Origin of the sequence: Moorena sp. SIO3I8, assembly GCF_010692325.1 — a bacterium.
In the GTDB taxonomy this organism is placed as follows: Bacteria; Cyanobacteriota; Cyanobacteriia; order Cyanobacteriales; family Coleofasciculaceae; genus Moorena.
In genome coordinates this window covers 19,489-42,198 of record NZ_JAAHHW010000012.1, presented here as the reverse complement: position 1 = coordinate 42,198, position 22,710 = coordinate 19,489, and the positions used below count along the sequence as shown (strand labels likewise).

The window sequence follows — 22,710 nt, the reverse complement described above, 5'->3', positions numbered from 1 at the left end:
TGGCAGGCTTAACTCCAATTGCTGTATGACCATTCCTCACTTAGACCACAATAAAATGCACCTTGACCGTTTTGTACGGGTTTATCCCGATTAATGACGGTTTAAGAGTATCCCCACATAAAGAAAGTCCACAGAAAACGGTGCTCCCTTGGAGCCGCTACGGGAACGCAAAATCTGCAAGTCCCTTGATTCAAACTAATTACAGAGTCAACCTACTTAGAGATTGATACCGCAAGGTTTATATCTTCGGGCTAATTGACAGATTAGACTAGATTGTTTCAGTTTTTGTTTGAGTTGTTGCCTCAGTTTTTGTCTAACATTTTCCTCTGTTTGCTGACCTCTCAAAGTCTAGCAGTGGTGATAAAATAGACTTTCTCAAGAGGTCTGGTCTATTTATGGGTGGAAGTAGTGATAAATTTCCTGAGATAAACGCAAACCAATGCCTGGTACTTCTGCAAGCTGTTTAACCGATGCGTTGCGAATATAATCAATGGAGTTAAAGTGAGCCAATAGCTGTTTTTGCCGCTGAAATCCTAATCCAGGAATCTCATCTAAACGGGAACGATGTAACTGACTACTTCTTTGTTTCCGATGAAAATTAACCGCAAAGCGATGAGCCTCATCTCTAACCCTGCGCAAAAGTTGCACCCCTGGTTGCTCGGGATCAGTGGCTAGGGGCAATGGCTCTCCTGGTAAAAATAGTTCTTCGTACTGTTTTGCTAAGCTTACCACAGGCACTTCTTCTTGTAAATTTAGCTCTTGCAATACTGCTACAACTGCTGACAGCTGTCCTTTTCCGCCATCAATCATTACCAAATCAGGCCAATCTTTTCTGAGTGTTGATTGTTGATTGTTAATTGTTGAGTGTTGATTGTTGATTGTTGAGCTAATACTATCTGCTAGTTCTGGTTCGAGTTGACTTTTTTTGAAGCGACGGCGAATCACCTCAGCAAGGCTAGCAAAATCATCGGAATGACCGACAGTGATATTAGGATTTTTGATCTTGTAGTGACGGTAGTGCTGCTTGGCTGGTGTGCCATCTAGAAATACTACCTGAGAAGCCACTGCATTGCTGCCCTGGATGTGGGAAATGTCATACCCTTCTATGCGCCGTGGTAAATCCGGTAAGTCAAGAATGTTAGCTAAATCCTCCATGGCTTTGGTGTTGCGGTCAACCAATCGCTGGGTGCGTTCCAGTTCATAGTTAGCATTGCGCTTGACCATTTCAATCAGTTCAGCTTTGGTTTGCCGTTGGGGGGTGAGTATAGTCACATTTCGACCTTTGCGCACGCTCAAATAGTCAGCCAACATCTCCCCATCGGGTAACGGGTGTTGCACCAAAATTTCTGTAGGGATTTCTACAGCATCAGCAGTTTGGTAATGCTCTTCTAAAACCCGTTGTAAAATGGCTCCGAGTTCTATTGGCCCATTCCCTTGAGGGGCTACATCGGCAAAAAATCCCAAGCGCCCGACTAAGTGACCAGCACGGATCTGAAATAGTTGGATGCAAGCATGTTTGGGATCAGCCGCTAGTGCGATCGCATCTCGTGATACAGTATCGTCAGGTAAGGCTACTTTTTGGTCTGTACTCAGGGACTTAAGTCCAGTAATCTGATCCCTAATCCGCGCTGCTAGCTCAAAGTTAAGGGATTCTGCTGCTTGTTCCATATTGGCCGTCAGCATCTCAATTAGTTCCCCAGTACGCCCTTGAAAAACCATCGCGATTTTCTGGATGGTTTGACGGTACTCTTCCGGTGTGATTAGTTTTTGACACACACCAGGACAACGACCTAAATCATAGTTAAGGCAAGGACGGTCTTTAAACAGAGGTTTAGGGCGTTGCCGGATGGGGAAAAGCTGTTTGACCAGAGCTAAAGTATTGCGCAATAACTTGACATCGACGTAGGGACCATAGTATTTATCCTGTTTATTCCCCATGCGCCGCTTACGGGTAATGAAGATACGGGGATAATCCTCTGACCAAGTAATGACAACATAGGGATACTTCTTATCATCCTTGAGCAGTACGTTGTAGTAAGGTTGGTGCTGCTTAATCAGATTCGCTTCCAGCGCTAGGGCTTCCGCTTCCGTATCGGTTACGATGAATTCAATATCAGTAACCTGTGCCACCATCATTGCAATGCGAGGACTCAAGGGTTGGGAGTCACGGAAATAGGAACGGACTCGCGTACGCAATTTTCGGGATTTGCCGATGTAAATAATACTAGCGCTATGGTCACGCATTAAATAAATCCCTGGTTCTAGGGGAATTTCTTTTAATCGACTTTCCAAGGGTTCTGAATCTTGGATTAATGGCTTAGAACTCATCAGATACATTTAACCCAGTATTTCCGCCCCATAGCGGTCAGCCGTGTATGGCACGCCAATTGTTAATTGATGAGGAGGTATCTCTCTTTGCTTTGACGGAAAATCCTAAAAGCGCTTTTACTTAACAACCAAGGCATTTACTACAGAACAACTTAACCGTTGTTTGATACTTCAATGCATCAAAGCTAAATTCTTGTTTCTGGAGTCTTGATCACAGACTCCCAATCAATAGCTTGAATGGCTGTTAGGGCAATTATACCAGATACTTCCAAGACTTTCCGGAAACTTTATACAGAATTATTGATTAGAACGTGCTAGTCAATGGTCTGTGGTCAACTGTTTGTTGTTACTTGCCATGATTACCACTAGGTTTGCTTGTTTTCCGCTAGCCGATTTGAGATCACATCCAGGAATTTATCCACATTAAATGGCTTCAGAATATAGTCATGAATGCCTAGTTCTCTGATCTTCTGAATATTGCTGCGATCTGCACTAGCTGTAAGAAACATAAAAGGAATTTTGGCTGTGGCTGGATCTTGTCGTAGTGCCTCCAATACCCCATATCCATCTAGTTCAGGCATCATTACATCACACAGAATCAAATCTGGCGGTTCTTTTTGAACCAACTGTACACCTTCAACACCATTTTCAGCACCCAAAGCGTCAAACCCTTCAATTTCAAGGAGTTCGATCAGATTTTCTCGAATAAAAATCTCGTCCTCAATTACCAAGATTTTATTCATTATTATCCTGTTGAACCTAACTGTTAAAACTTATATCTTATCAGAACCTTATAATAAAATCCAATTATACGGCATAGTTGGTACATTAGCCCCATGGGATACTATTGGGTGTAGCCCAAGTTTGATCGACAGCCCAACCAAATGAAAAGATATACATGAAACGATATGTTAGTGTACTCCAGTTGTTCTGGAGTACGGCCCTCACTGCTGAACTGGAATATCGGCTAAATTTTGCGATCGCTACCTTGAGCAGCCTAGGAAACCTGGCTGGTAGCCTATTTGGTCTATTCTTGTTTTACCGCACTGGCTACACCTTTTCTGGCTGGAATTGGGAAGAAGCGCTGGTCATACTAGGCATATTCACATTACTGCAGGGATTTTCTGGCACATTCCTGATTCCCAATCTCAACCGGATTGTGGATCACGTCGAGCAAGGAACCCTCGATTTTATCCTACTCAAGCCCATTAGTTCTCAGTTCTGGCTGTCTTGGCGAAGTGTCAGCCCTTGGGGGTTACCAGACTTAATCTTCTCAATTATAGTAATAGCCTACGCTGGTACACGCCTAGACTTAGATATCAGCAACTATCTGTTAAGTGTAGTGCCATTGTGTTTTGGGTTGACTAGCCTCTACAGCATCTGGTTTATGCTAGGAGCAACGAGCATTTGGTTTGTCAAAATCTACAATGTCACCGCTGTTCTGCGCAGTATGCTAGAAGCTGGTCGGTATCCCATTGTAGCTTATCCGGCTAGCTATCGGTTCTTCTTTACCTTTGTAGTGCCAGTGGCGTTCCTGACTACAGTCCCAGCAGAAGTGATGTTGAATCGCAGTGATACCTTTTGGGTAGTAGGTTCCGGTATTCTAGCCCTAGGATTGCTGTTTGCTTCTGGGATCTTTTGGCAGTTTGCCCTGCGTTTTTATACCAGTGCTTCTAGTTAGCTTGATTCTTGCGAATCTTGCTCAAAATATAGAATAATTTTCGTTTTAAATTGCTCTATGTGCTCTACAATTTTATTCTTCCTAACAATCTCTTCTATATCACTGGTAAAATCATCCTTTGCGTTGATTAGATAGGCTGTATCCACAAATCCGATAATGAAAGATAGAATACCCTGTCCAGGTTTAAATGAGTAACTGATGATTTCAGAATTCATTGTTATTTCATTTTGAAACTTTTTTAAAGATTGATTAGGATTATTAATATAATTAATTTTATAATAAATACGATAAGAAATACGACCTCTATAAGTTCTTTGCAAGCCTATTGTTTTTTCCCTTTTTATCCATTTTACGTCTTTGAGTAATATATGTAATTCATTCAGATCCACTGAGCTTTTTATAAACCCAACCTTTGATTCATCTATCCCAACTTTATTGTAATCAGTATTTTTTAGTTTTTCCCCTTTAAAAAAATCTTTGCTAAGATAATTAATGCCAGAACTATTTATCGTTATTTCTTTGGTTGGAATAACAGAAAATAAAATTGCTTCTAGCAGCATAACTATCACTATAAAGCTAATTAATGATCTTGCTTTCAAATTTATATTTAATTTATTAAATAAATACAAAATCACTAATTAATTAATAAAGAAACAATTCGATAATAGCCTTATATTGCTTAACTGCTATTTTATCGATCACAAAATAGTGAGTTACTAAAGCTAAAATAACAGTAGTTAAAAGACCACCTACAATCCCTAAAAAAATATTTTCTATATATCCTTGAAAACGTTGATACATAGCTAGTTAATAATATATAGCGTTTCTCGCAGTTATGAGGTACAGTCTTCTTTGACGTTGATTCCCTGTGTTGATGCAGGGCATCGCTATTCCCTATTCCCTATTCCCTATTCTCTCTTCCCTGTTCCCTGTTCCCTGTTCCCTGTTCCCTAAAATCCAGAAATTTTGTACCTCATAGCTATGATAATTGCTATAGATTAATGATTGGTAATCAGGGTAAACGGATCTAAATTAGATTAGATTGAAAAATTGTATATTTTTTTTCTGTTGGAATGGATGTAATGGTATTTTTAAATTAAAGTAAAGTAATGAAGCGATGTCGCCCTATCAATACTGCTCTAATAAACTATTTTTTGATTAGAGAAATTTCTGTAGGAATTGTGATAATTTTTGTTCCCTGTTCCGATGATCCGCTGTTCCCTGCTCCCTGTTATCTTTCCTCTAGTTGCAAGGGCAAAGCATCGGGTCTATGATCTAATAAAATCAAAAGAAATCATGGTCGCCCAAATGCTTTGCCCCTCAATCATTAATAAGGTTTTTTAGCGGTTTTTAGCCTAATGAGCTACACAGAATTTTTTCCCTGTTCCCTAAAACCAGGAAATCTGTACCTCACAAAACTTAAAAACGCTATACTACCCTTATGAACTCAATCCCATCCAATCGGTGTGGAAGAACTCACCCCTGGGTTTATCCAGGCGCTCGTAGGTATGAGCACCAAAGTAGTCGCGCTGTGCTTGGGTCAGGTTTTGGGGTAAGCGATCGCGTCGGTAACTGTCGAAATAATCTAGGGATGCACTAAAAGCAGGGACTGGAATCCCTAATTTGTTTGATACCGCTAGCACTTCTCGCCAACCATCCTGACGATCCAAAATTGTTTGCTTAAACTCAGGAGCTAACAAGAGATTGGGGAGTTGGGGATTTTCGTTGAAGGCATTCTTAATCTTATCCAAGAAGCCAGCTCGAATGATACAACCTCCTTTCCAAATCCGGGCAACTTCGCTCAAGTTCAGATTATAGTTAAACTCTTCCGATGCCCGACTCAAGAGTGCCATCCCCTGAGCATAGGAACACATCTTAGAGCAATAGAGAGCATCCCGGACTTTATTAATAAATGCTTTTGTGTCACCATCATACTTGCCCTCCGGACCAGTGATTTCCTTAGCTGCTGCTACCCGCTGATCCTTGAAAGAGGACATGACACGAGCATTGACTGCAGCGTAGATGGTAGGAATTGACACCCCTAGTTCTAGGGAACTAACTACAGTCCATCGTCCAGTGCCCTTTTGTCCAGCAGCATCAAGAATCATCTCCACTAAGGGCAGATTCGTTTCTGGATCAATGTATTTGAAGATATCCGCTGTAATTTCAATCAAAAAGGAATTTAGCTCATCAGTAGTGTTCCATTCAGCAAACACTTCATGTAGCTGCTTGTGATCTAGTCCCAAGGCATTTTTCAGTACATCGTAGGCTTCAGCAATTAGTTGCATGTCGCCATACTCAATGCCATTGTGTGCCATCTTAACGTAGTGACCAGCACCACCGGGACCAATGTAGGTCACACAGGGACCATCATCAACCTGAGCCGCAATTTTGACCAAAATTGGTTCTAAATCCTTGTATGCCGATGAAGTACCACCAGGCATTAAACTCGGACCATTGAGCGCTCCTTCTTCACCACCACTGACGCCCATGCCAACAAATCCCAATCCTGTGGCTTCTAAATCCTTAGTCCGCCGCTCGGTATCTTGGTACAGAGAATTGCCACCATCAATGATCATATCTCCTGGCTCTAGGAGAGGTTTGAGTTGCTCAATAACTGCATCAACTGGCTTCCCTGCTTTCACCATCACTAGGATTTTGCGGGGTCGCTCTAGAGCTTGAACAAACTCTTCCAAGGAATAAGCAGCTTTCACATCCTTGCCCTGAGCTCGCTCAGCCATAAATTTCTCGGTTTTGGCAGCAGTCCGATTGTATACTGCGATTGGGAAACCACGACTTTCTACATTAAGCGCGAGGTTTTCCCCCATTACAGCCAAACCAATTACCCCAAAGGTCCGTTGTGTCATAAAAATCTCCGCCAGTGTTGCTGTAGTAGTTGTCTAGGGTGGATTCACTCCCAGGTTAGCCCGATATTTTGGGTTCTTGCCTAAAGAAGAGATTAAGAGTTGTGGTAGTAATACCATTAACAAATGCTACATTCAGATATGCGGAAATTCCTGATTGACACAGATACAGCTTCCGATGATGCGGTTGCACTCCTGATGGCACATCGTTGGCCAGATGTCCAGGTTGAAGCTATCACTATAGTGAGTGGAAATGTAGCTGTGGAACAGGGAGCAAAAAACGCCCTGTATACCCTCCAGATGTGCGGCGCATCTACCCCTGTGTACCTTGGCTGCCCTAAACCGATGCTCCGCCCATGCCAATATGCTCACGGGTTCCATGGTGAAGACGGTATGGGTAACATGCACTACCCTGAGCCCCAGGCTAAACCCCAGCTAGATCATGGTGTGGATGTCATCATCGATACTATTAAGAGCAATCCCAAGGAAATCACCTTAGTTACCTTAGGACCACTGACTAATATTGCGATCGCATTACTTCGTGCCCCAGAAATAGCCTACCTAGTAAAGCGTTGCGTAATCATGGGTGGAGCCGCTAATGTGGTGGGCAACGTCACCCCAGCTGCGGAATATAACATTTGGGTAGATCCAGATGCCGCTAAAATTGTCTTTCACAGTGGCATGCCCATGGAAATGGTCGGTTGGGAATTAAGCCGTGCTCAAGCAGCATTGCTCCCCGCTGAGATCGCACAAATTAAAAACTTAGGCACAGACATAGCACGTTTTGCTGTAGACTGCAATACTAGCGCTTTAGAAGCCAGTGTTAAGATTCAAAATTCTCCTGGCTTAACCCTTGCTGATCCTGTAGCAATGGCAGTGGCTCTCGACCCAACCATCGTAACTAGGCAAGGTAAATACTACGTGGAGGTAGAAACAGCAAGCGAACTCACCCGTGGTCAAACGGTAGTGGATGAGCTGGGAGTACTTAATCAAACACCAAACATGAATGTAATCTGGTCCATAGACGCACCCCGATGGAAAGAAAATTTATACCGTTGCTTGGGATAATTGTTAATTATATCTATTGCAAGAGTCATCAATTTTGCGAAAGAAAGGGATTTAGAATTTAGAATTTAGAATTTAGAATTTAGAATTTAGAATTTAGAATTTAGAATTGATAAAAAAATTATGACTATCCCAGATTAGTTGTGATAAATTACAATCAAATCATCTATACAAGCCTGGTTAAACAAGGATTATCAATAAAAAAGCAATTTTCATCAAAACAGCTTTTTGTTAATCAAAAATGTCTTGAAATAGACTAACTTAATCGAAAACTACTTCATCCAAAGTTCCCGATTCCCGATTCCCGATTCCCGATTCCCGATTCCCGATTCCCGATTCCCTGTTTCCTGTTTCCTTATGTCCCGTGCCAAAGCCCTAAAATACTACATAATAATCCGTCTTCTCCTAGCGCCCCTGATGCTATGGACCATTACCACCCTAGTGTTTCTTCTGCTCAGAGCTACCCCAGGAGATCCCGTGGATGCTGTGTTAGGGAATCGCGCTCCAGATAGCGTTAAGGAAGAATACCGACAACAATTAGGATTAGCTGACCCGTTGTGGTTGCAGTATATTCGCTACCTAGGATCCTTGCTACGTTTAGACCTAGGTACCTCAATCACCAGCCAAGGTCAAAAAGTCTGGGAGATTATTCAACAACATTTCCCCGCCACTGTTGAACTATCAGTATGCGGCATGGCCATAGCATTCTTAGTTGGTATAGGAGTCGGTACTTTAGCGGCATCCCGCAGCGGAACAGTTTGGGATGTAGGGGGTAGATTATTTGGCATCATTACTTACTCCATCCCTCTGTTTTGGATGGGGATGGTGGTGCAGTTAATTTTCTCTGTTCAGCTGGGTTGGTTTCCCATCGGTACTCGCTATCCCATTACCCTAGCAACACCAGAAGGATTTACTGGTCTATATACAATAGATAGTCTCCTCAGTGGTAATTTAGTTCAGTTTTTCACTGCTATCTATTATTTAGCCTTACCCAGTATTACCTTAGGGCTGCTGTTAAGTGGCATCTTTGAACGGATTGTGCGGGTAAACTTGAAGCAAACTCTCAAGGCTGATTATGTAGAAGCGGCCAGAGCTAGAGGTATTCACGAAAGGCGCATTGTTTTTGCCCATGCTCTGAAAAATGCCATGATTCCTGTGATTACAGTGCTAGGGTTGACCTTAGCTGCTTTGTTAGGTGGAGCAGTGTTGACAGAGGTGACGTTCTCTTGGCCAGGGTTAGGGAATCGGTTGTATGAAGCAATTTCTGGGCGGGATTACCCCACGGTGCAAGGGATTATGGTATTCTTCGCCACTATTGTGGTAATCGCAAGTATTGCCATTGATATTGTTAATGCTTTGATTGACCCCCGTATTCGGTACTAATCGCAATTATTTAACCTAGCAGTACTCAAATCCCACACTATACTGGGTACAGTGAGTGTGGTGAAGCTTACATGAGTGATTCAGTGATAGATAATTTGTATATGAGGCAACATTTTGCTTCATGATGAGTAAAGAAGCACGTAAGGAGTACTCCGAAAATGCTGGCATACCTCTTGGCGTTGGTTATTGCTCTTGGTAGCTTAGTCTTTTACCTAGCTGCCTTCTTTTTACCAGAGGTGCATCGTAAATATGACTTTATCTGGAGTGGAGTGGGATTATTCTACGCTCTAGTGTTATGGATTTGTGCTGGACGCATTACTGGCGGCGTCTTAATCGGTCAAATAGCGGGTGTATCGTTGGTAGGCTGGTTGGGTTGGCAAACCTTGACCTTGCGACGAGCCTTGATACCGACCGACCAACAAACCCCTATCCCAAGTCAAGCTGAATTTATCACCAAGATTCAAGAAATACTGCCACTTGAGTCATTAAAAGGGCTACTAGCTAAAGTAACTGGCTTTTTTGGCAATCTTTTGGGCAAACGCCAAGACTCAGGCCGAACTCCTGCTGTACCGGCAGATACCACCATGGCGTCGCCCACCCAGGAAACTAATCCTAAAACTGCCCAACCAAGCCCTGCAGCGGATCAAGCAACTACGGTACCATCCACTACCCAAGAAGCGGTTTTAGAAACAGATGACACTAAAACCTCAGATTCCGCTGAAACGACTCCCCCTAAGACAGAAACCCCCCAACCAGTAGCAGTGGCTAAGGAAGACTCACCCCCCCCACAGCCAGAGTCAAGTCAGGAGCCAGACCAGAAACCAGAAGCGATCGCACCAGAAGCAAAAGCACCAGAAGCGATCGCACCAGAAGCAAAAGCACCACCACCTCCTAATCCCAAGGTATAAAAAAAGTCGAGCGCAACACAAAAGCCGTCACCAGCCCCAACTCCGAAAAAACCGATTGCTAAAAAATCCAACAATCCTTCCAAGGAAAGTTGAAGGTTGGGGAGATTGTTGCTCATAATAATAAGAGATATATATAGACATATATCCTTTGTTGACATCCTTTGTTAACATCCTTTGTTGACCGTTGATTGTTTAATATTGCTGTAAGGTTGAATCTAACTACTCAGCAATACACAGTCAGCGGTCAGCAGGTTAAAGTGGGTTAGATGGCTCTAATCAACTCTTAATAAACGGCTCTACTAGTATAATTTCGCCTTGAAACTGTGACAGCATCCAAAAGCTATAAAGATACGGTCAATCTGCCCAAAACTGAGTTTAATATGCGGGCAAACGCTATCAAGCGAGAACCAGAACTCCAACAGTTTTGGGCAGAGCAAACTATTTATGAGCGCCTGTCACAAACTAATCCTGGCGAGATTTTCGTGTTGCATGATGGCCCCCCCTACGCCAACGGCTCTCTGCACATGGGTCACGCCATGAATAAAGTCCTCAAGGACATCATTAATAAATACCAACTGCTGCAAGGTCGCAAAGTTCGCTATGTCCCTGGTTGGGACTGTCATGGCTTGCCTATTGAGCTGAAAGTCTTGCAAGCCATGAAGCTAGAGGAGCGTCAACAGCTGACTCCGATAAAACTGCGCCGGAAAGCCAAGAAATTTGCCCTGAAAACAGTAGAGCAGCAAAGCAAAGGTTTCCAGCGCTATGGAGTATGGGGAGACTGGGAAAATCCTTACCTGACTTTAAACCCACAGTACGAAGCGGCTCAAATTGGGGTATTTGGTCAGATGGTATTGAAGGGCTACATCTACAGAGGTCTCAAGCCAGTTCACTGGAGTCCCAGTTCTAAAACAGCCCTAGCGGAAGCGGAGTTAGAATATCCGGAAGGTCATACCTCCCCAAGTATCTATGCTGCTTTCCCAATGACTAAGGCAGCGCCAGGGATAAAGGAGATCTTAGACCCATTTTTGCCAAATCTAGGTGTGGCGATCTGGACGACGACTCCGTGGACAATCCCTGGAAATTTGGCAGTAGCCGTTAATCCAGAACTGACCTATGCGGTAGTGGAAGGGGGTTCCCAAACTAACCAATCCCAATTCTTATTAGTAGCAGCGGATTTGGTAGAAAAACTATCAGCTACTCTGGAAACTCCACTTACGGTCAAAACGACTGTTAAGGGTGAGGCGTTGGAAAATTGTACTTACCAGCATCCCCTATTTGAGCGGGAAAGCAACATTGTGATTGGTGGGGATTACATCACCACTGAATCGGGTACAGGTTTAGTCCACACGGCTCCTGGTCATGGTCAAGAAGACTATGGTGTGGGTCAGCGTTATGGCTTACCTATCCTTTCGCCAGTAGATGCAGATGGGAAGTTTACGGCAGAAGCGGGACAGTTTGCTGGGTTGAATGTGCTCAAGGATGGCAATCCAGCCATCATTGAGGCACTGAACACAGCTAGATCATTGCTGAAAGAGGTACCGTATGTTCATAAATATCCTTACGATTGGCGCACTAAAAAGCCAACTATCTTTAGAGCCACAGAACAATGGTTTGCTTCAGTAGAGGGATTCCGGGATGAAGCAATAAATGCGATCGCATCCGTAAAATGGATCCCTGCCCAAGGACAAAACCGGATTACCCCGATGGTGGCGGATCGTTCCGATTGGTGCATTTCCCGCCAACGGAGCTGGGGTGTACCAATTCCGGTATTCTACGACGAAGAAACTAACGAACCCTTGCTCAATGAAGAAACCATTGCTTATGTCCAAGGCATTATTGCTGAGAAAGGTTCCGATGCCTGGTGGGAACTATCCGTAGAGGAATTGTTACCAGAATCCTATCGTAGTAATGGTAAGACCTACCGCAAGGGTAACGATACCATGGATGTCTGGTTTGACTCCGGGTCCTCTTGGGCAGCTGTGGCCGAGCAACGGGAAGAATTACGCTATCCCGTGGATATTTACTTGGAAGGCTCAGACCAACACCGGGGTTGGTTCCAGTCCAGCTTACTCACCAGTGTAGCCAGCAATGGCTATGCCCCCTACAAAACTGTTTTAACCCACGGCTTTGTTCTAGATGACCAAGGGCGCAAGATGAGTAAGTCTTTGGGGAATATCTTGGAACCAGCTATAATCATCGAGGGTGGAAAAAACCAGAAAAAAGAACCACCCTACGGCGCTGATGTGCTGCGATTGTGGGTATCTTCTGTAGACTATTCCTCAGATGTTCCAATATCTCAGAGTATTCTTAAGCAGCTAGCCGATGTCTATCGCAAAATTCGCAATACAGCCCGTTTCCTACTAGGCAACCTTCATGACTTTGACCCAGCTAAGCATAGGGTGCCTGTTCAGGAATTACCGGAATTAGACCGCTACATGCTACACCGGATCACAGAGGTATTTGAAGATGTAACTGATGCCTTTGAGAGTTATCAATTCTTCCGCTTCTTCCAGAGCGTACAGAACTTCTGTGTAGTAGACCTGTCTAACTTTTATCTGGATATTGCTAAGGATCGACTCTATATCAGTGCTCGCAACTCACCACGGCGGCGCAGTTGTCAGACAGTGCTACAAATAGCACTAGAAAATTTAGCTAAAGCGATCGCACCTGTACTCTGTCACATGGCAGAAGATATCTGGCAATACCTGCCTTACCAGAAATCCCATGAATCCGTGTTTGAGTCAGGTTGGGTCAAATTAGACGAACAATGGAAAAACCCTGAACTAGCAGCGTCCTGGTCAACCTTGCGCACCATCCGCACAGAAGTCAATAAAGTACTTGAACAAGCCAGAGCGGAAAAGATGATTGGCTCATCTCTAGATGCTAAGGTCTTGCTTTATGTTAAAGATCAACAATTAAAGCAGCGCCTGGAAGCCATGAATCCTTCCGATAGCCTGAGTGGCAATCAAGTGGATGAATTGCGCTATCTGCTCTTAGCCTCTCAAGTAGAATTAGTAGATTCCCTAGAAGCTATACAAACAGCAGCCTATAGGGCTGAATCAGAAACTATAGCGCTAGGGGTAGTCAATGCAGAAGGCTTAAAATGCGATCGCTGTTGGAACTACGGATCTAAAGTTGGTACAATTGCTGAGCATCCTACCATCTGCGAACGGTGTAATGCTGCCTTAGCTGGTAACTTCTGAGGTGGGTTGTGAACTAACTTGTAAGTTATTGGTGATTTAAAGATTGCTAAGGACGGTTAGCACTATTAGCCAGATCAGGGATTGGAGATTCAACACTAATCCCTGATTTATACATCCCTGATTTTTTCGGTAGTTTTAATCCCCTCAAGCTTAAGTAAAAATTCTTCTGTCAACTTGAAGAACGCTTTAGAGCCAGCAGAATTAGGATGAGCGATAACGACAGGACTAAAACTATCTACGGCTTTAGCAACATTAACATCCATGGGAATGCGAATTTTAAAAATTTGGTTGCTATCGAAATCGTTATCAACTCGCCTCATCACTTGCTTATAGTACCTACCCATTAGTCCACCGCCTGACAAAATAAAGATAATCCCCAACAGCTGCAAGTTAAGAGGACTATCCTGCTGATGACTTTCTTTGAGCCTGGCAATCCGTCTTTCTAGGAGTTGAATCCCTACAATAGATAAAGGTTCTGGTCTAGCTGGTAGCAGATAGAAATCACTAGCCACAATGCCACTGCGAGTCAAAAGATTGTAGCCAGGAGCGCAATCTAAAATAATAAAGTCATAGTTAGGGATAATCGGCTCTAATATCCCTTTGATTAATAGACTTTCAAAGCGGCTCCAAACCTTACTAAATTCCACCTCCCCTTCCTGAACAGATTGCTTATGGAGTAGATCAGAAACTACATATTCATCATAAAGCTCAATATCTCCTGGCAATAAATCCAATCCTTTGATATCACAATTATCAGTTTGAATAATATCCTCAATTGTTAAGCGACTGCGATAGCTAGGTTTAGTGACTTTGTCGATTAATCGACTTAATGTCCGCCTTCCTTTTCTAGCTTTAGCAAATGCTTGGGGCTGCATTAAGCTCAAGGTTCCACTAATTTGGCTATCTAAATCGACCACCAAAACCCGCTTATTATGATTTTTGGCTAAGCAAGTGGCCAAGTTGACGGTGAGGGTGGTCTTGCCCACACCACCTTTCATATTGACTGTACTAATGACTAATCCCATTTATGAACGTGATCTTGCCATGACACTATTTATCATCATTCAGTATTATTGGTTACTAGGCAAGAATTCTGATGGATTACGATAATTTACCCTTGGGCAGTCCGCAATCATCGGGTAAGTTGTCGAGAGTTATACTGGAATCCTCGGTTGAATCCTCAACTGATGTCATCGTTGTGTATCGTGGTGATTGTATTAGAGAATTCAGTTGCCAGAGCCAGATTTGTTTTGTATCCTAACTAAATACCCCCCAAAATTGGGGGGATTTCAGCTAGGGAAAAGGTATTTGGCGAAACCTGAACTGTTATGAAACCTTTTCCCTTTTCTTTTTTTAGGTTAATCGGAAACCAAGGGTTTCTAAACTTCCCTTGGGAAGATTTTTAGATAATGTTAGTGAGATTGATGGTGAGATTAATTTCCCCGTTTTCCTTTGAGCATGGAAGCAGCACCAAACGCACCAAATACTAACATACCCAATACAGAAGTAGGCTCGGGAACTTTCACACCACCATTGATGAAGAATAAGGTCCGGTCATAGACCTTGCCACCAACGTCTCGGCCTAACTGTCTGCCGAGTAAATCTCCATCATCGAAGTGAATGCCACCGTAGATGCGAGAAATACCAGCTTCATCAGAAGCATCGGAAAATGTCTCCCAAAATAGGGTGACTTCATCCGTAGGAGTCAAACCAGGTTCAAAACGAGAGGCACCAGGGGCAAAGGTTACTGAATTGCCGAACTCATCACTACCGGTAAATAGCTTGAAAATTTCAGCCGCAGAAGCACTGAAAGCACTATGTCCTGAGGTGAATTCCGCAAAGGGAGGGGATGGATCGGCACCAGGAGTTTGGTAGGTAATGAAATCACTGGCTAATAGCCTGATCGTTCCTACTCCTGGTCCACCATAGGATTCGATGGCAAAGCCTCCCAAATCCTCATCGAATTCACCAATTAAGCCCAGCTCACCGAGTTCGCGAATGGCTCGGACGGGACGAGTATAGTCGTAGAAAACTTTTGCTTCCCAAGTAGCAATACCCGCATCCAAAACCGCATTCCCCAGACCAAAGTAAAGTTGGATATCTTCATCTAGGGTTTGGTCATCCCGTTCCGAGATGAATGAACCAAAACCCATCCAAGTTCCAGGAGGGTAGGGAGTGCCAGAGGGGTCTTCCCAAAACTCAGCTACTAGTTTTTGCTCATCGGTGAGATTAGCGCTAACCTCAATGAGCCGTTCAGCTTGCTCGATAAATCCAGGGTTAACAACGTCAGTATTAACCTCCCCGTCTTCGTTAACCAGACTAACCTCTGTGCCATCCTCAAGAGTGACAGTACGTTCCTCCCGATTCAGAGTACCCTCTACAAGCAGAAAAGGTTCTGGTGCTGGTGGTCTAAATTCAGACCCAGAGCTCAAGGCAAAGGGAGTAACGTTGCCCCACTGGGGAGTAAGAAACCGTTGCAGTCTGGCATCCGGGCTGTCAATTGGTACCCGCTCTGGTGTCCAGCGAGTGATATCAACGACATTATCGGAACTGTTCAAGGGCTGATAGCCAGTGGTGTCGGAGTAAGGAACACCAAGTGTACCCCTCGGGTCATCCCCTAACTGGTTAGAACCATCCTGACGTCGGAACTGTAATAAACTGTTGGCTACTGTGTTACCAACGTTGGTAGCAGTAGAGATAGAAGCAGAGTCGCTAGCAAGCGATCGCAGATCAGTCAGAAGGGCATCAAAGGAAGCAACTTCAGAAGGGAAAAGGTCTGAGAGGACGCTATGAGCCGCATAGCTAATGGCTAGGGACTTATTTTCCAGGGTGTTCTCAATATCAGGACGTTGCAGAGTATCCCCAAGAGTGGTGCTAATCGGCGTTCCTTCATAAGCTGACCAGGCATCGTACATGGCAGTACCCAAGATGCCATAAGCCCGGGAGGCTCCTGTCGGACCCAATTGCGGGTTATTTTCTACTGCCCTCAAGGCTTGATCCACCCACAGATTAGCGCTGTTGTCTAGTGTCAGGTCTATGGCTTGTGCTGGTAAGCCCAGGGATAGACCTGCGGTTGTTACTCCAATGGTTAGGAGTGACGAGAGATGCTGTCGTTTTTTCCGCTGTTGATGGTGAGCCGAAAATAAATTTTTCATATTTACACCCGTGACTGGTTGTTCTTCAAAAGACCTTTTGCAAAAGTCAATGTCTACAAGGCAACTACAGTAGTTATCACCCTGTTGTTGGCTTTTTATGCAAGAGCTCTAAAGATTGGACGTTAGATTGGACGGTAAATTGGAAGGTAGCAAAACGTTCCGATCGGATTGATTACCTGGGAAAAAGCAATGATGATATCAGGTCGTCTCACCAATTTAGGAGAAAATTTAGGATAAATAGTCTCCCGAGAACACTACAGGTAAAAACACGGACGTCTTGCCGTTGAATCAAGTACCAAAACAGACTAGGGACTCTGGCCATAAACTCCTTAGATCTGTTTGATTAATTAGAGTCTCTGGGAGTTATCCGTACTTGATCCATAGGTCAAAATCTGTGCCTGGAGTAAAATCCCTCATTTATCATCCGTCTATTCACTTACAATGTCAATCGTCATCCGTAAAATTATTGATAACTTTAAAAAAGTTTCACAAAAGATATCCGTATTTTCACAAGTTAGTTAACTTAAAATAATTATGATTATCAAAAAAAGCTAAAATATGGTAAACGGGGGCAGAATGCCGACCATGATTAGCTCAATTACCCAGATGCTATAACCATTGATAGATAAGGTTTACAGCCTTAAGTTGGTAGCAATTATTAATCACGTTTTTCTGATTGATTAGATTTGGGCAACCTCATGGTCATGATCTTCACAAATTAGTCTAGTATTTTCACAAGAAAAATACCTGGTCATAATCAGAGCTACTGATGACTCCCAGTAGTCTTCACAAATTCTTAGGTTTAATTTACAGAACTTTTACAATCTTTATATATTAGCTATATTAATAACTCCCCCATTTTGATCCGGCTGGCGAAGCATTTCTTAACAGGATTAAAGCCTTGATATTCGGTATCATGGTCGCAAACTATTTTATAGTTGTGTAACGTAATCAACGGCAGAATCAGTGTTTTGGATGTTAACTTATATTTAGCCAACAGGATCAATTTTGGGATAATTTCAGCTAGGGAAAAGGTATTTGGCGAAATCTGAACTGTTATGAAACCTTTTCCCTTTTCTCTTTTAGCTTTATTAAGCTTAATCAGTAACAAGCTACATTGATCATTGAACCCTTGACAAGACATGTTTAGGCGCTAACCACTACTCGTCCTACAGGACGAGCCACACAAGTCAAAATCATCCCTTGCTGCCGTTCCTCGTCTTCCAGAGCGTCAGGCTGTTCATCATACTCTACCTTCCCTTCTATAAGCTTTCGCTTACAAGCACCACAGGCTCCCATGCGGCAACCGCTTGGTAATGGCACCCCTTCTTGTTCAGCCACATCTAGGATGACATCCTCCGCATCACAGGTAACCTCTTTTCCAGACTCAGCAAAAACCACAGTGGGTTCATTAGAGGTTGATGGTGATTCTACTAGGTGTAGTCTAGGACGATCTTCCCCTTTGACTGGTTCAGGATTTGTTGCTGCTGCTTTCTGTTTATTCTGTTTTGAGGGCTTTTTGCCGCCAAAGCTCTCTTCATGGTAGTTTTCCATCGGGAAGTCTAGACCGGCTAGCATCCCTTTCACCCCTGCCATAAAGGGATTCGGACCACAGACATAAACAATGCGATCGCGAAAATCTGGAGCCATCTGTTGCAGCATGGCTTGATTGAGTCTTCCGGTATAACCCGACCAACCTTGATCGAGTTCTGGGCGAGTCGTGGTAATCGCCAGCTTAAAATTAGGGTGCCAAGCCGCCATCAACTCTAATTTCTGACGGAAGATGATGTCTTGTGGGCTACGAGCACTGTGGACAAATACAACATCGACATCAGCACCGGTATCACAAAGCCATTTGGACATGGACATCATCGGGGTAATGCCACTACCTGCTGAGATCAACAGCAGTTTATCAGCCCTATGGTCAGCACAGGTAAATTTCCCCATTGGACCATTTAATCTCACCTCGGATCCGACTTTAATGTTGTCGTGCAACCAGTTAGACACCAAACCCGCTGGCCGATCAGGAGCGTCTGGTGGTGCTGGAACTCTCTTGACAGTAATTTCCAAGGTATGAGGACGTGAGGGGGCCGAAGAGATGGAGTAGGAACGCTTTACTGCTTTGCCATCAATCTCCAAATCCAGAGTGACAAACTGACCTGGCTTGTAGCTGAACAGTATTGGTGGTTCGGCCACGAAGCGGAATGTTTTCACATCATCGGTCTCATCAATGACCTGTACACAGCGGACAGTAATCTCACCCTTAGTCCACTGCTTTATGCCAGTGCTATTACCATCTACAACTAGGTTTGGTTCCTGGTTAGAGCCATAGAGCTGTAGGTCTTTGACCAACAAAACAAATTCACCGATGCGGATGATGTCATCTTCCTTCAGGAGCCAGTTTTGGTTAACATCTACCTCCTCATTATTGATCCGAGAGCCATCTGTGCTACCGAGGTCAGTAAAGAAACACTGTCCCCCAAGGCATATGATTCTGCCGTGTACACGACTTACGACAGGACTATCCAAGACTAGGTCACAACTTGGATGGCGGCCAATCAGATACTCACCTTGAATTGCAGTTTCCGGTTTCAGGGTTTTTTCCTGTAACTCGTTGGTTTGGTAGTTGATGATTGTAGTCGTCAGCATGTTTTGTGTCACTCCAGATTACCGAACTAATGGGTCAATTGCTTCAATTGCTGAAATTTATGAAGGGATTCTCTATTTTGAGTTCACAATTCATCTCAACTTGTCTTCATCGGTAGTACCGCTTTGTGATGTAGTTCATTTACCAGATTCTGAATTCTGATAACCATTCTTCTAGCCGCTTTTATCATGGGGCGTTTCTGTCTTCCCTTAGCTTTACTGATTATTAGATATCAGATTATAATGGTGCTGACACAGCCGCTGAATTCGAGAAAATTCACCTTCTCCGATTTTGCCTACAGAATTCTCACTAAAAAAAGTCAGGAAAGTTCTAACACCAGGATCTAAGGCAACTACTCTACCTTGGTTTTCGGTTTGGTTTTTTGTTGTCTTATAGGGGACTACCAAATAGTAATCCCCATTGGTGCTAGTCAACCTACAATCGCATATCTTGTCGGGAAGAGCTTCAGTAAAAGTCAATTACCCTAGTTTGGTGTGATAGATTCCTTTGTTTGAAACAGCCGATTTTGGGATATAACAAGACTGAACAGGATGCTGGCGATATCTGAACCTGACCCGATTAATTTGTCCAGTCAAGTTGTATTTCTTTTTGGCTTCCCTGACAGCGGTGCAAGCATCCTTAATCGCTATAGATTTGATTTGATCAGGCACTGTCTTGCACCACTCGGGTAAGTCATTTAATATCGCAGTTTTAATAGCTTTCCAGTTAGCTTTAGTTTCTCCATCTTCAAGGATTTTGACGGTCTTGTTAAATACATAACGGGACACTCCAAACCATTGACGAACCATTGTTCGCGTAGCGTGGCCTACGGCCAATCGTTGTTCAGGGCTTAGGAACACTCGAATCTTCTTGGATTTTCTTCCCGTATTTTCGGAGTCCGTGGACGCGGCAAGAGAAGACGTGAATGATGGAGAGAAGATCTGCGGTAAGTTCTGATTCTGGACAGCTTTCAGGGTTGTCGAGAACCAGGATTTTTCCACCGTTGAGACCGACCAAGTACTCAATGATTTCAAACCCAAACCGGGTAAGTCTGTCTCGACAGGCAACAACAATTGTGAGCTGATCTCCTCGCACGATTCGTTCCAGTATGGCTCGAAGCCCCTTCCTTTTGTAGTTGAGCCCTGAGCCGATGTCTTTAATGATTTCCGCTTCCGGAAAGAGGGAGTGCAGATAGGCGACTTGCCTGACGAGGTCGTCTTTTTGCTTGCTGCTACTGACTCGACAGTAGCAGATAGTTGCTGGCTGCCTTGATTCCCTTTTTCCGAGGCTGAGCAGGCTTTCTGTATCAAAGAGCCGGTAACCACTTGGGGTTCGCTCGCATTTAATCGTGCCATTGTCTGCATACTTCCGAAGAGTGTTCCTAGAGAGTCCCGTAAGTTCGACCGCCTTACGAAGTGGTATTAGTGTCATAGATATAGTCTAACAATTAATTTGATATTTTGGTAGACTATGTGACCCTTTTATTCACTGGCTACTAACCCTTACCCTCGGCCTGAGCCACAAGTAAGTAAGTGTTTTATAAGTGTTTTACCAGTGGCCATATAGTTATCAGCCTTTTTTTTTCTTTTTATGAAAAATGCTCTCTTTTTTCCGGTATTTCATCCTCGTCTCACCCTGTTGAATGTACTATTTGGGAAAACCAAGGACTAGTCCTGATCACCTAGTTGATTGTTGTTATCTTTGCGGTCTTTTAGCAGCTTGGTGCGCTTATCAGAACGATTCTGCTTGCGGGATTCCCTAAGTATCGTGCGTTGGTTAGAAGTACTAGTCTTCTGGCGCTCTTTGATGGTGCTCAGTACTTTATAAGGGTCCGGTCCATAGTGGGGATACAAGATTGGTAAGTTTTCTTGCTCCTTACCAAGTTCTTCTAAAACCTGATAATGTTGCTGATCGTTTATACCCAGTTCATCCCGGATCTGCTGGAGAACCTCGAGACTACTAGAGGAATTCACATGTCCAGCTTGGATCGCTTCTCTTAGCACCCCTTTGTATACCCCCAAACGGTATTGTTGGTTAGCACCCGGTAGGGTTTTAGCCAGGATGTGTAATTCCTCAGGTTTGAGATCATCCACGGAACGACCTTCGAGAAATTCCGAGAAGTCCAGGGGTAGCTTCTTCAGTTGACGGCGCAACTTGTCTGCCAAACTCTCCTGGGTATATTGGTGAAAACTACGACCCCAAGTTTGATAAAGCCATAAGCTGCTCACCAGAATTACTACACTCTGAAACAGGAATTGCACTAGGACAGGGAACCGATTAATTTCGGGACGACCCCCGTAGATGAAGAAGAAGTTAAAGGCAATAAAGGTACAAATCGAAAAGACTCGGTGCAATACTTGCTCCTGAGTGATAGATTGGTTTTTTCGCCACAGAGCAGCTTTGTATAGTTTCTCTAGCTTGGTACAAATTATACAACTGAGCGCCACGAAGACAACGAAGGTAAGAGGAGTTGCCACCAGTTTAGGAATCGCAATTGCGTGATTCATGATGTAAAACCCTGGCTTGAAAAGCGCACCTAACTGATTCTCTTCATGGGTCCAAGCCCCAGACAGGTAATAATCGAAGTTTCCTGCATACAACCAGTAGTAGAGGAAATAACCAATCACCAGGCCTAAATAACCGTATTGGACTAATTTCCGACCAGGCTTAGTCAGTTGTTGCCAGTAGGCTTTTTCGGAATCGATATCCATACAAGGGGACTTACAACTGATACAGGAACTTTTTTCTTGACCTGTGGTCTTGTCTACGGTGCGGCACATGGACTGGGTAATGGTTTTTGGCGGTGCGTTGTGAGCTTCAGTGCCAAGCAATCCCCGTGGTCCAGTAAATACCATCTGAACCATGCCAAATGGACAGACATAATGACACCAACTTCTGCCACCATAGAGGAATACCATCATCATGGCGGATAAGATAGTCAGGCTCAGAAACAAACCCAGAACCAAGCGGTCAGAGTTAACAAATAGAATCCGGCAGTTCAACCCGATAAAGAAAATGGCAAACTGCACATATAAATGGTTACGAACCAGCCACGGATTTTTGCTGATATCCCCCTGTGGCTGTAACCCCAAAGCTCTGGGAATTTGGGACAGAAAGTAAAGTGGGCAAATGCGTCGCCAAGTCTCATGACCGAACACCAAAACAATCATGATGGCGCTAGGCACAATCATGCCCCAGAACAATCGCGCTCCCAGGGCATAGGGTTTTTCATCCAGGCACACTCCCTGGACTTGAACACATGGGTCTTGAGTGAGCGTGGGATCCCGAAATAGGCTTAATAGATTATCAGGATCAGTTAAATTATGTGAAATCGGGTCATAAAACAACGATAAAATTAATATTAGCCAACTAATCACTAGCACCAAACGCACTCGGTGCCAACTTTGTTCTGGTACCTTTGACAGCATAGCTTTAACCCCCTTTTGATCCATTGTGGGAAACAAGTTCAGGCATTG

The 22,710-nt window shown here is 43.8% G+C and carries 16 protein-coding genes and 1 pseudogene; 6 read left to right on the top strand and 11 right to left on the bottom strand.

What is annotated here, in order from left to right:
• Nucleotides 1–393: 393 nt before the first annotated feature.
• Both uvrC and F6K51_RS07100 read right to left on the bottom strand, forming a co-directional pair.
• On the bottom strand, nt 394–2,328 hold the full coding sequence (gene uvrC / locus F6K51_RS07105; RefSeq protein WP_293019176.1) for an excinuclease ABC subunit UvrC: 1,935 nt from the start codon (nt 2,326–2,328) through the stop codon (nt 394–396).
• Between the two features lie 365 nt (nt 2,329–2,693).
• The gene (locus F6K51_RS07100; RefSeq protein WP_293019174.1) at nt 2,694–3,071 is read right to left on the bottom strand and encodes a response regulator; all 378 of its coding nucleotides are present in this window, start codon (nt 3,069–3,071) and stop codon (nt 2,694–2,696) included.
• 155 nt (nt 3,072–3,226) lie between these two features.
• Between F6K51_RS07100 and F6K51_RS07095 the strand changes: the two genes are divergently transcribed.
• Nucleotides 3,227–4,009, top strand: coding sequence for an ABC transporter permease (locus F6K51_RS07095; RefSeq protein WP_293019172.1), 783 nt, complete (start codon nt 3,227–3,229; stop codon nt 4,007–4,009).
• Here F6K51_RS07095 and F6K51_RS07090 read toward each other — a convergent pair.
• Both F6K51_RS07090 and F6K51_RS07085 read right to left on the bottom strand, forming a co-directional pair.
• On the bottom strand, nt 4,006–4,569 hold the full coding sequence (locus tag F6K51_RS07090; RefSeq protein ID WP_293019170.1) for a hypothetical protein: 564 nt from the start codon (nt 4,567–4,569) through the stop codon (nt 4,006–4,008). The genes F6K51_RS07095 and F6K51_RS07090 overlap by 4 nt on opposite strands.
• An 82-nt stretch (nt 4,570–4,651) precedes the next feature.
• Nucleotides 4,652–4,810 (bottom strand): hypothetical protein, encoded by a 159-nt coding sequence (locus tag F6K51_RS07085; RefSeq protein ID WP_293019168.1) that lies wholly within the window; start codon nt 4,808–4,810, stop codon nt 4,652–4,654.
• 308 nt (nt 4,811–5,118) lie between these two features.
• On the opposite strand from F6K51_RS07085, the gene F6K51_RS07080 reads away from it, so the two are divergent.
• The gene (locus tag F6K51_RS07080; protein ID WP_293019167.1) at nt 5,119–5,283 is read left to right on the top strand and encodes a hypothetical protein; all 165 of its coding nucleotides are present in this window, start codon (nt 5,119–5,121) and stop codon (nt 5,281–5,283) included.
• 165 nt (nt 5,284–5,448) lie between these two features.
• Here the strand turns inward: F6K51_RS07080 and gnd are convergent, their stop codons facing one another.
• Complete coding sequence (gene gnd, locus F6K51_RS07075; protein ID WP_293019165.1) at nt 5,449–6,876, bottom strand: decarboxylating NADP(+)-dependent phosphogluconate dehydrogenase; 1,428 nt, start codon at nt 6,874–6,876, stop codon at nt 5,449–5,451.
• A 123-nt stretch (nt 6,877–6,999) separates the two neighbouring features.
• Here gnd and F6K51_RS07070 point away from each other — a divergent pair, with 123 nt between their 5' ends.
• The 4 genes from F6K51_RS07070 to ileS all read left to right on the top strand — a co-directional run bounded on the left by F6K51_RS07070 (nt 7,000) and on the right by ileS (nt 13,432).
• Nucleotides 7,000–7,941 (top strand): nucleoside hydrolase, encoded by a 942-nt coding sequence (locus F6K51_RS07070; RefSeq protein ID WP_293019164.1) that lies wholly within the window; start codon nt 7,000–7,002, stop codon nt 7,939–7,941.
• A gap of 354 nt (nt 7,942–8,295) precedes the next feature.
• Nucleotides 8,296–9,321 (top strand): ABC transporter permease, encoded by a 1,026-nt coding sequence (locus tag F6K51_RS07065; RefSeq protein ID WP_293019162.1) that lies wholly within the window; start codon nt 8,296–8,298, stop codon nt 9,319–9,321.
• A 158-nt stretch (nt 9,322–9,479) separates the two neighbouring features.
• Nucleotides 9,480–10,229: a Ycf66 family protein gene (locus F6K51_RS07060; protein WP_293019160.1), complete on the top strand. Its 750-nt coding sequence runs from the start codon at nt 9,480–9,482 to the stop codon at nt 10,227–10,229.
• A 323-nt stretch (nt 10,230–10,552) separates the two neighbouring features.
• Complete coding sequence (ileS, locus tag F6K51_RS07055) at nt 10,553–13,432, top strand: isoleucine--tRNA ligase (RefSeq protein ID WP_293019159.1); 2,880 nt, start codon at nt 10,553–10,555, stop codon at nt 13,430–13,432.
• 107 nt (nt 13,433–13,539) lie between these two features.
• Here ileS and F6K51_RS07050 read toward each other — a convergent pair whose 3' ends face one another.
• From F6K51_RS07050 to F6K51_RS07025, 6 genes and pseudogenes are all read right to left on the bottom strand, one after another.
• Nucleotides 13,540–14,457, bottom strand: coding sequence for a ParA family protein (locus F6K51_RS07050; protein ID WP_293019158.1), 918 nt, complete (start codon nt 14,455–14,457; stop codon nt 13,540–13,542).
• A gap of 408 nt (nt 14,458–14,865) precedes the next feature.
• Entirely contained in the window at nt 14,866–16,587 is a 1,722-nt protein-coding gene (locus tag F6K51_RS07045) for a vanadium-dependent haloperoxidase (protein ID WP_293019157.1), read from the bottom strand.
• 1,146 nt (nt 16,588–17,733) lie between these two features.
• Nucleotides 17,734–19,248: a 2Fe-2S iron-sulfur cluster-binding protein gene (locus F6K51_RS07040; protein WP_293019156.1), complete on the bottom strand. Its 1,515-nt coding sequence runs from the start codon at nt 19,246–19,248 to the stop codon at nt 17,734–17,736.
• Between the two features lie 107 nt (nt 19,249–19,355).
• Nucleotides 19,356–20,043: pseudogene (locus F6K51_RS07035) on the bottom strand (RNA-guided endonuclease TnpB family protein); the annotation flags it as partial.
• A gap of 34 nt (nt 20,044–20,077) precedes the next feature.
• Nucleotides 20,078–20,665 (bottom strand): IS607 family transposase, encoded by a 588-nt coding sequence (locus tag F6K51_RS07030; protein WP_293019154.1) that lies wholly within the window; start codon nt 20,663–20,665, stop codon nt 20,078–20,080.
• Between the two features lie 236 nt (nt 20,666–20,901).
• Nucleotides 20,902–22,686 (bottom strand): 4Fe-4S binding protein, encoded by a 1,785-nt coding sequence (locus F6K51_RS07025; protein WP_293019153.1) that lies wholly within the window; start codon nt 22,684–22,686, stop codon nt 20,902–20,904.
• Nucleotides 22,687–22,710: the final 24 nt, after the last annotated feature.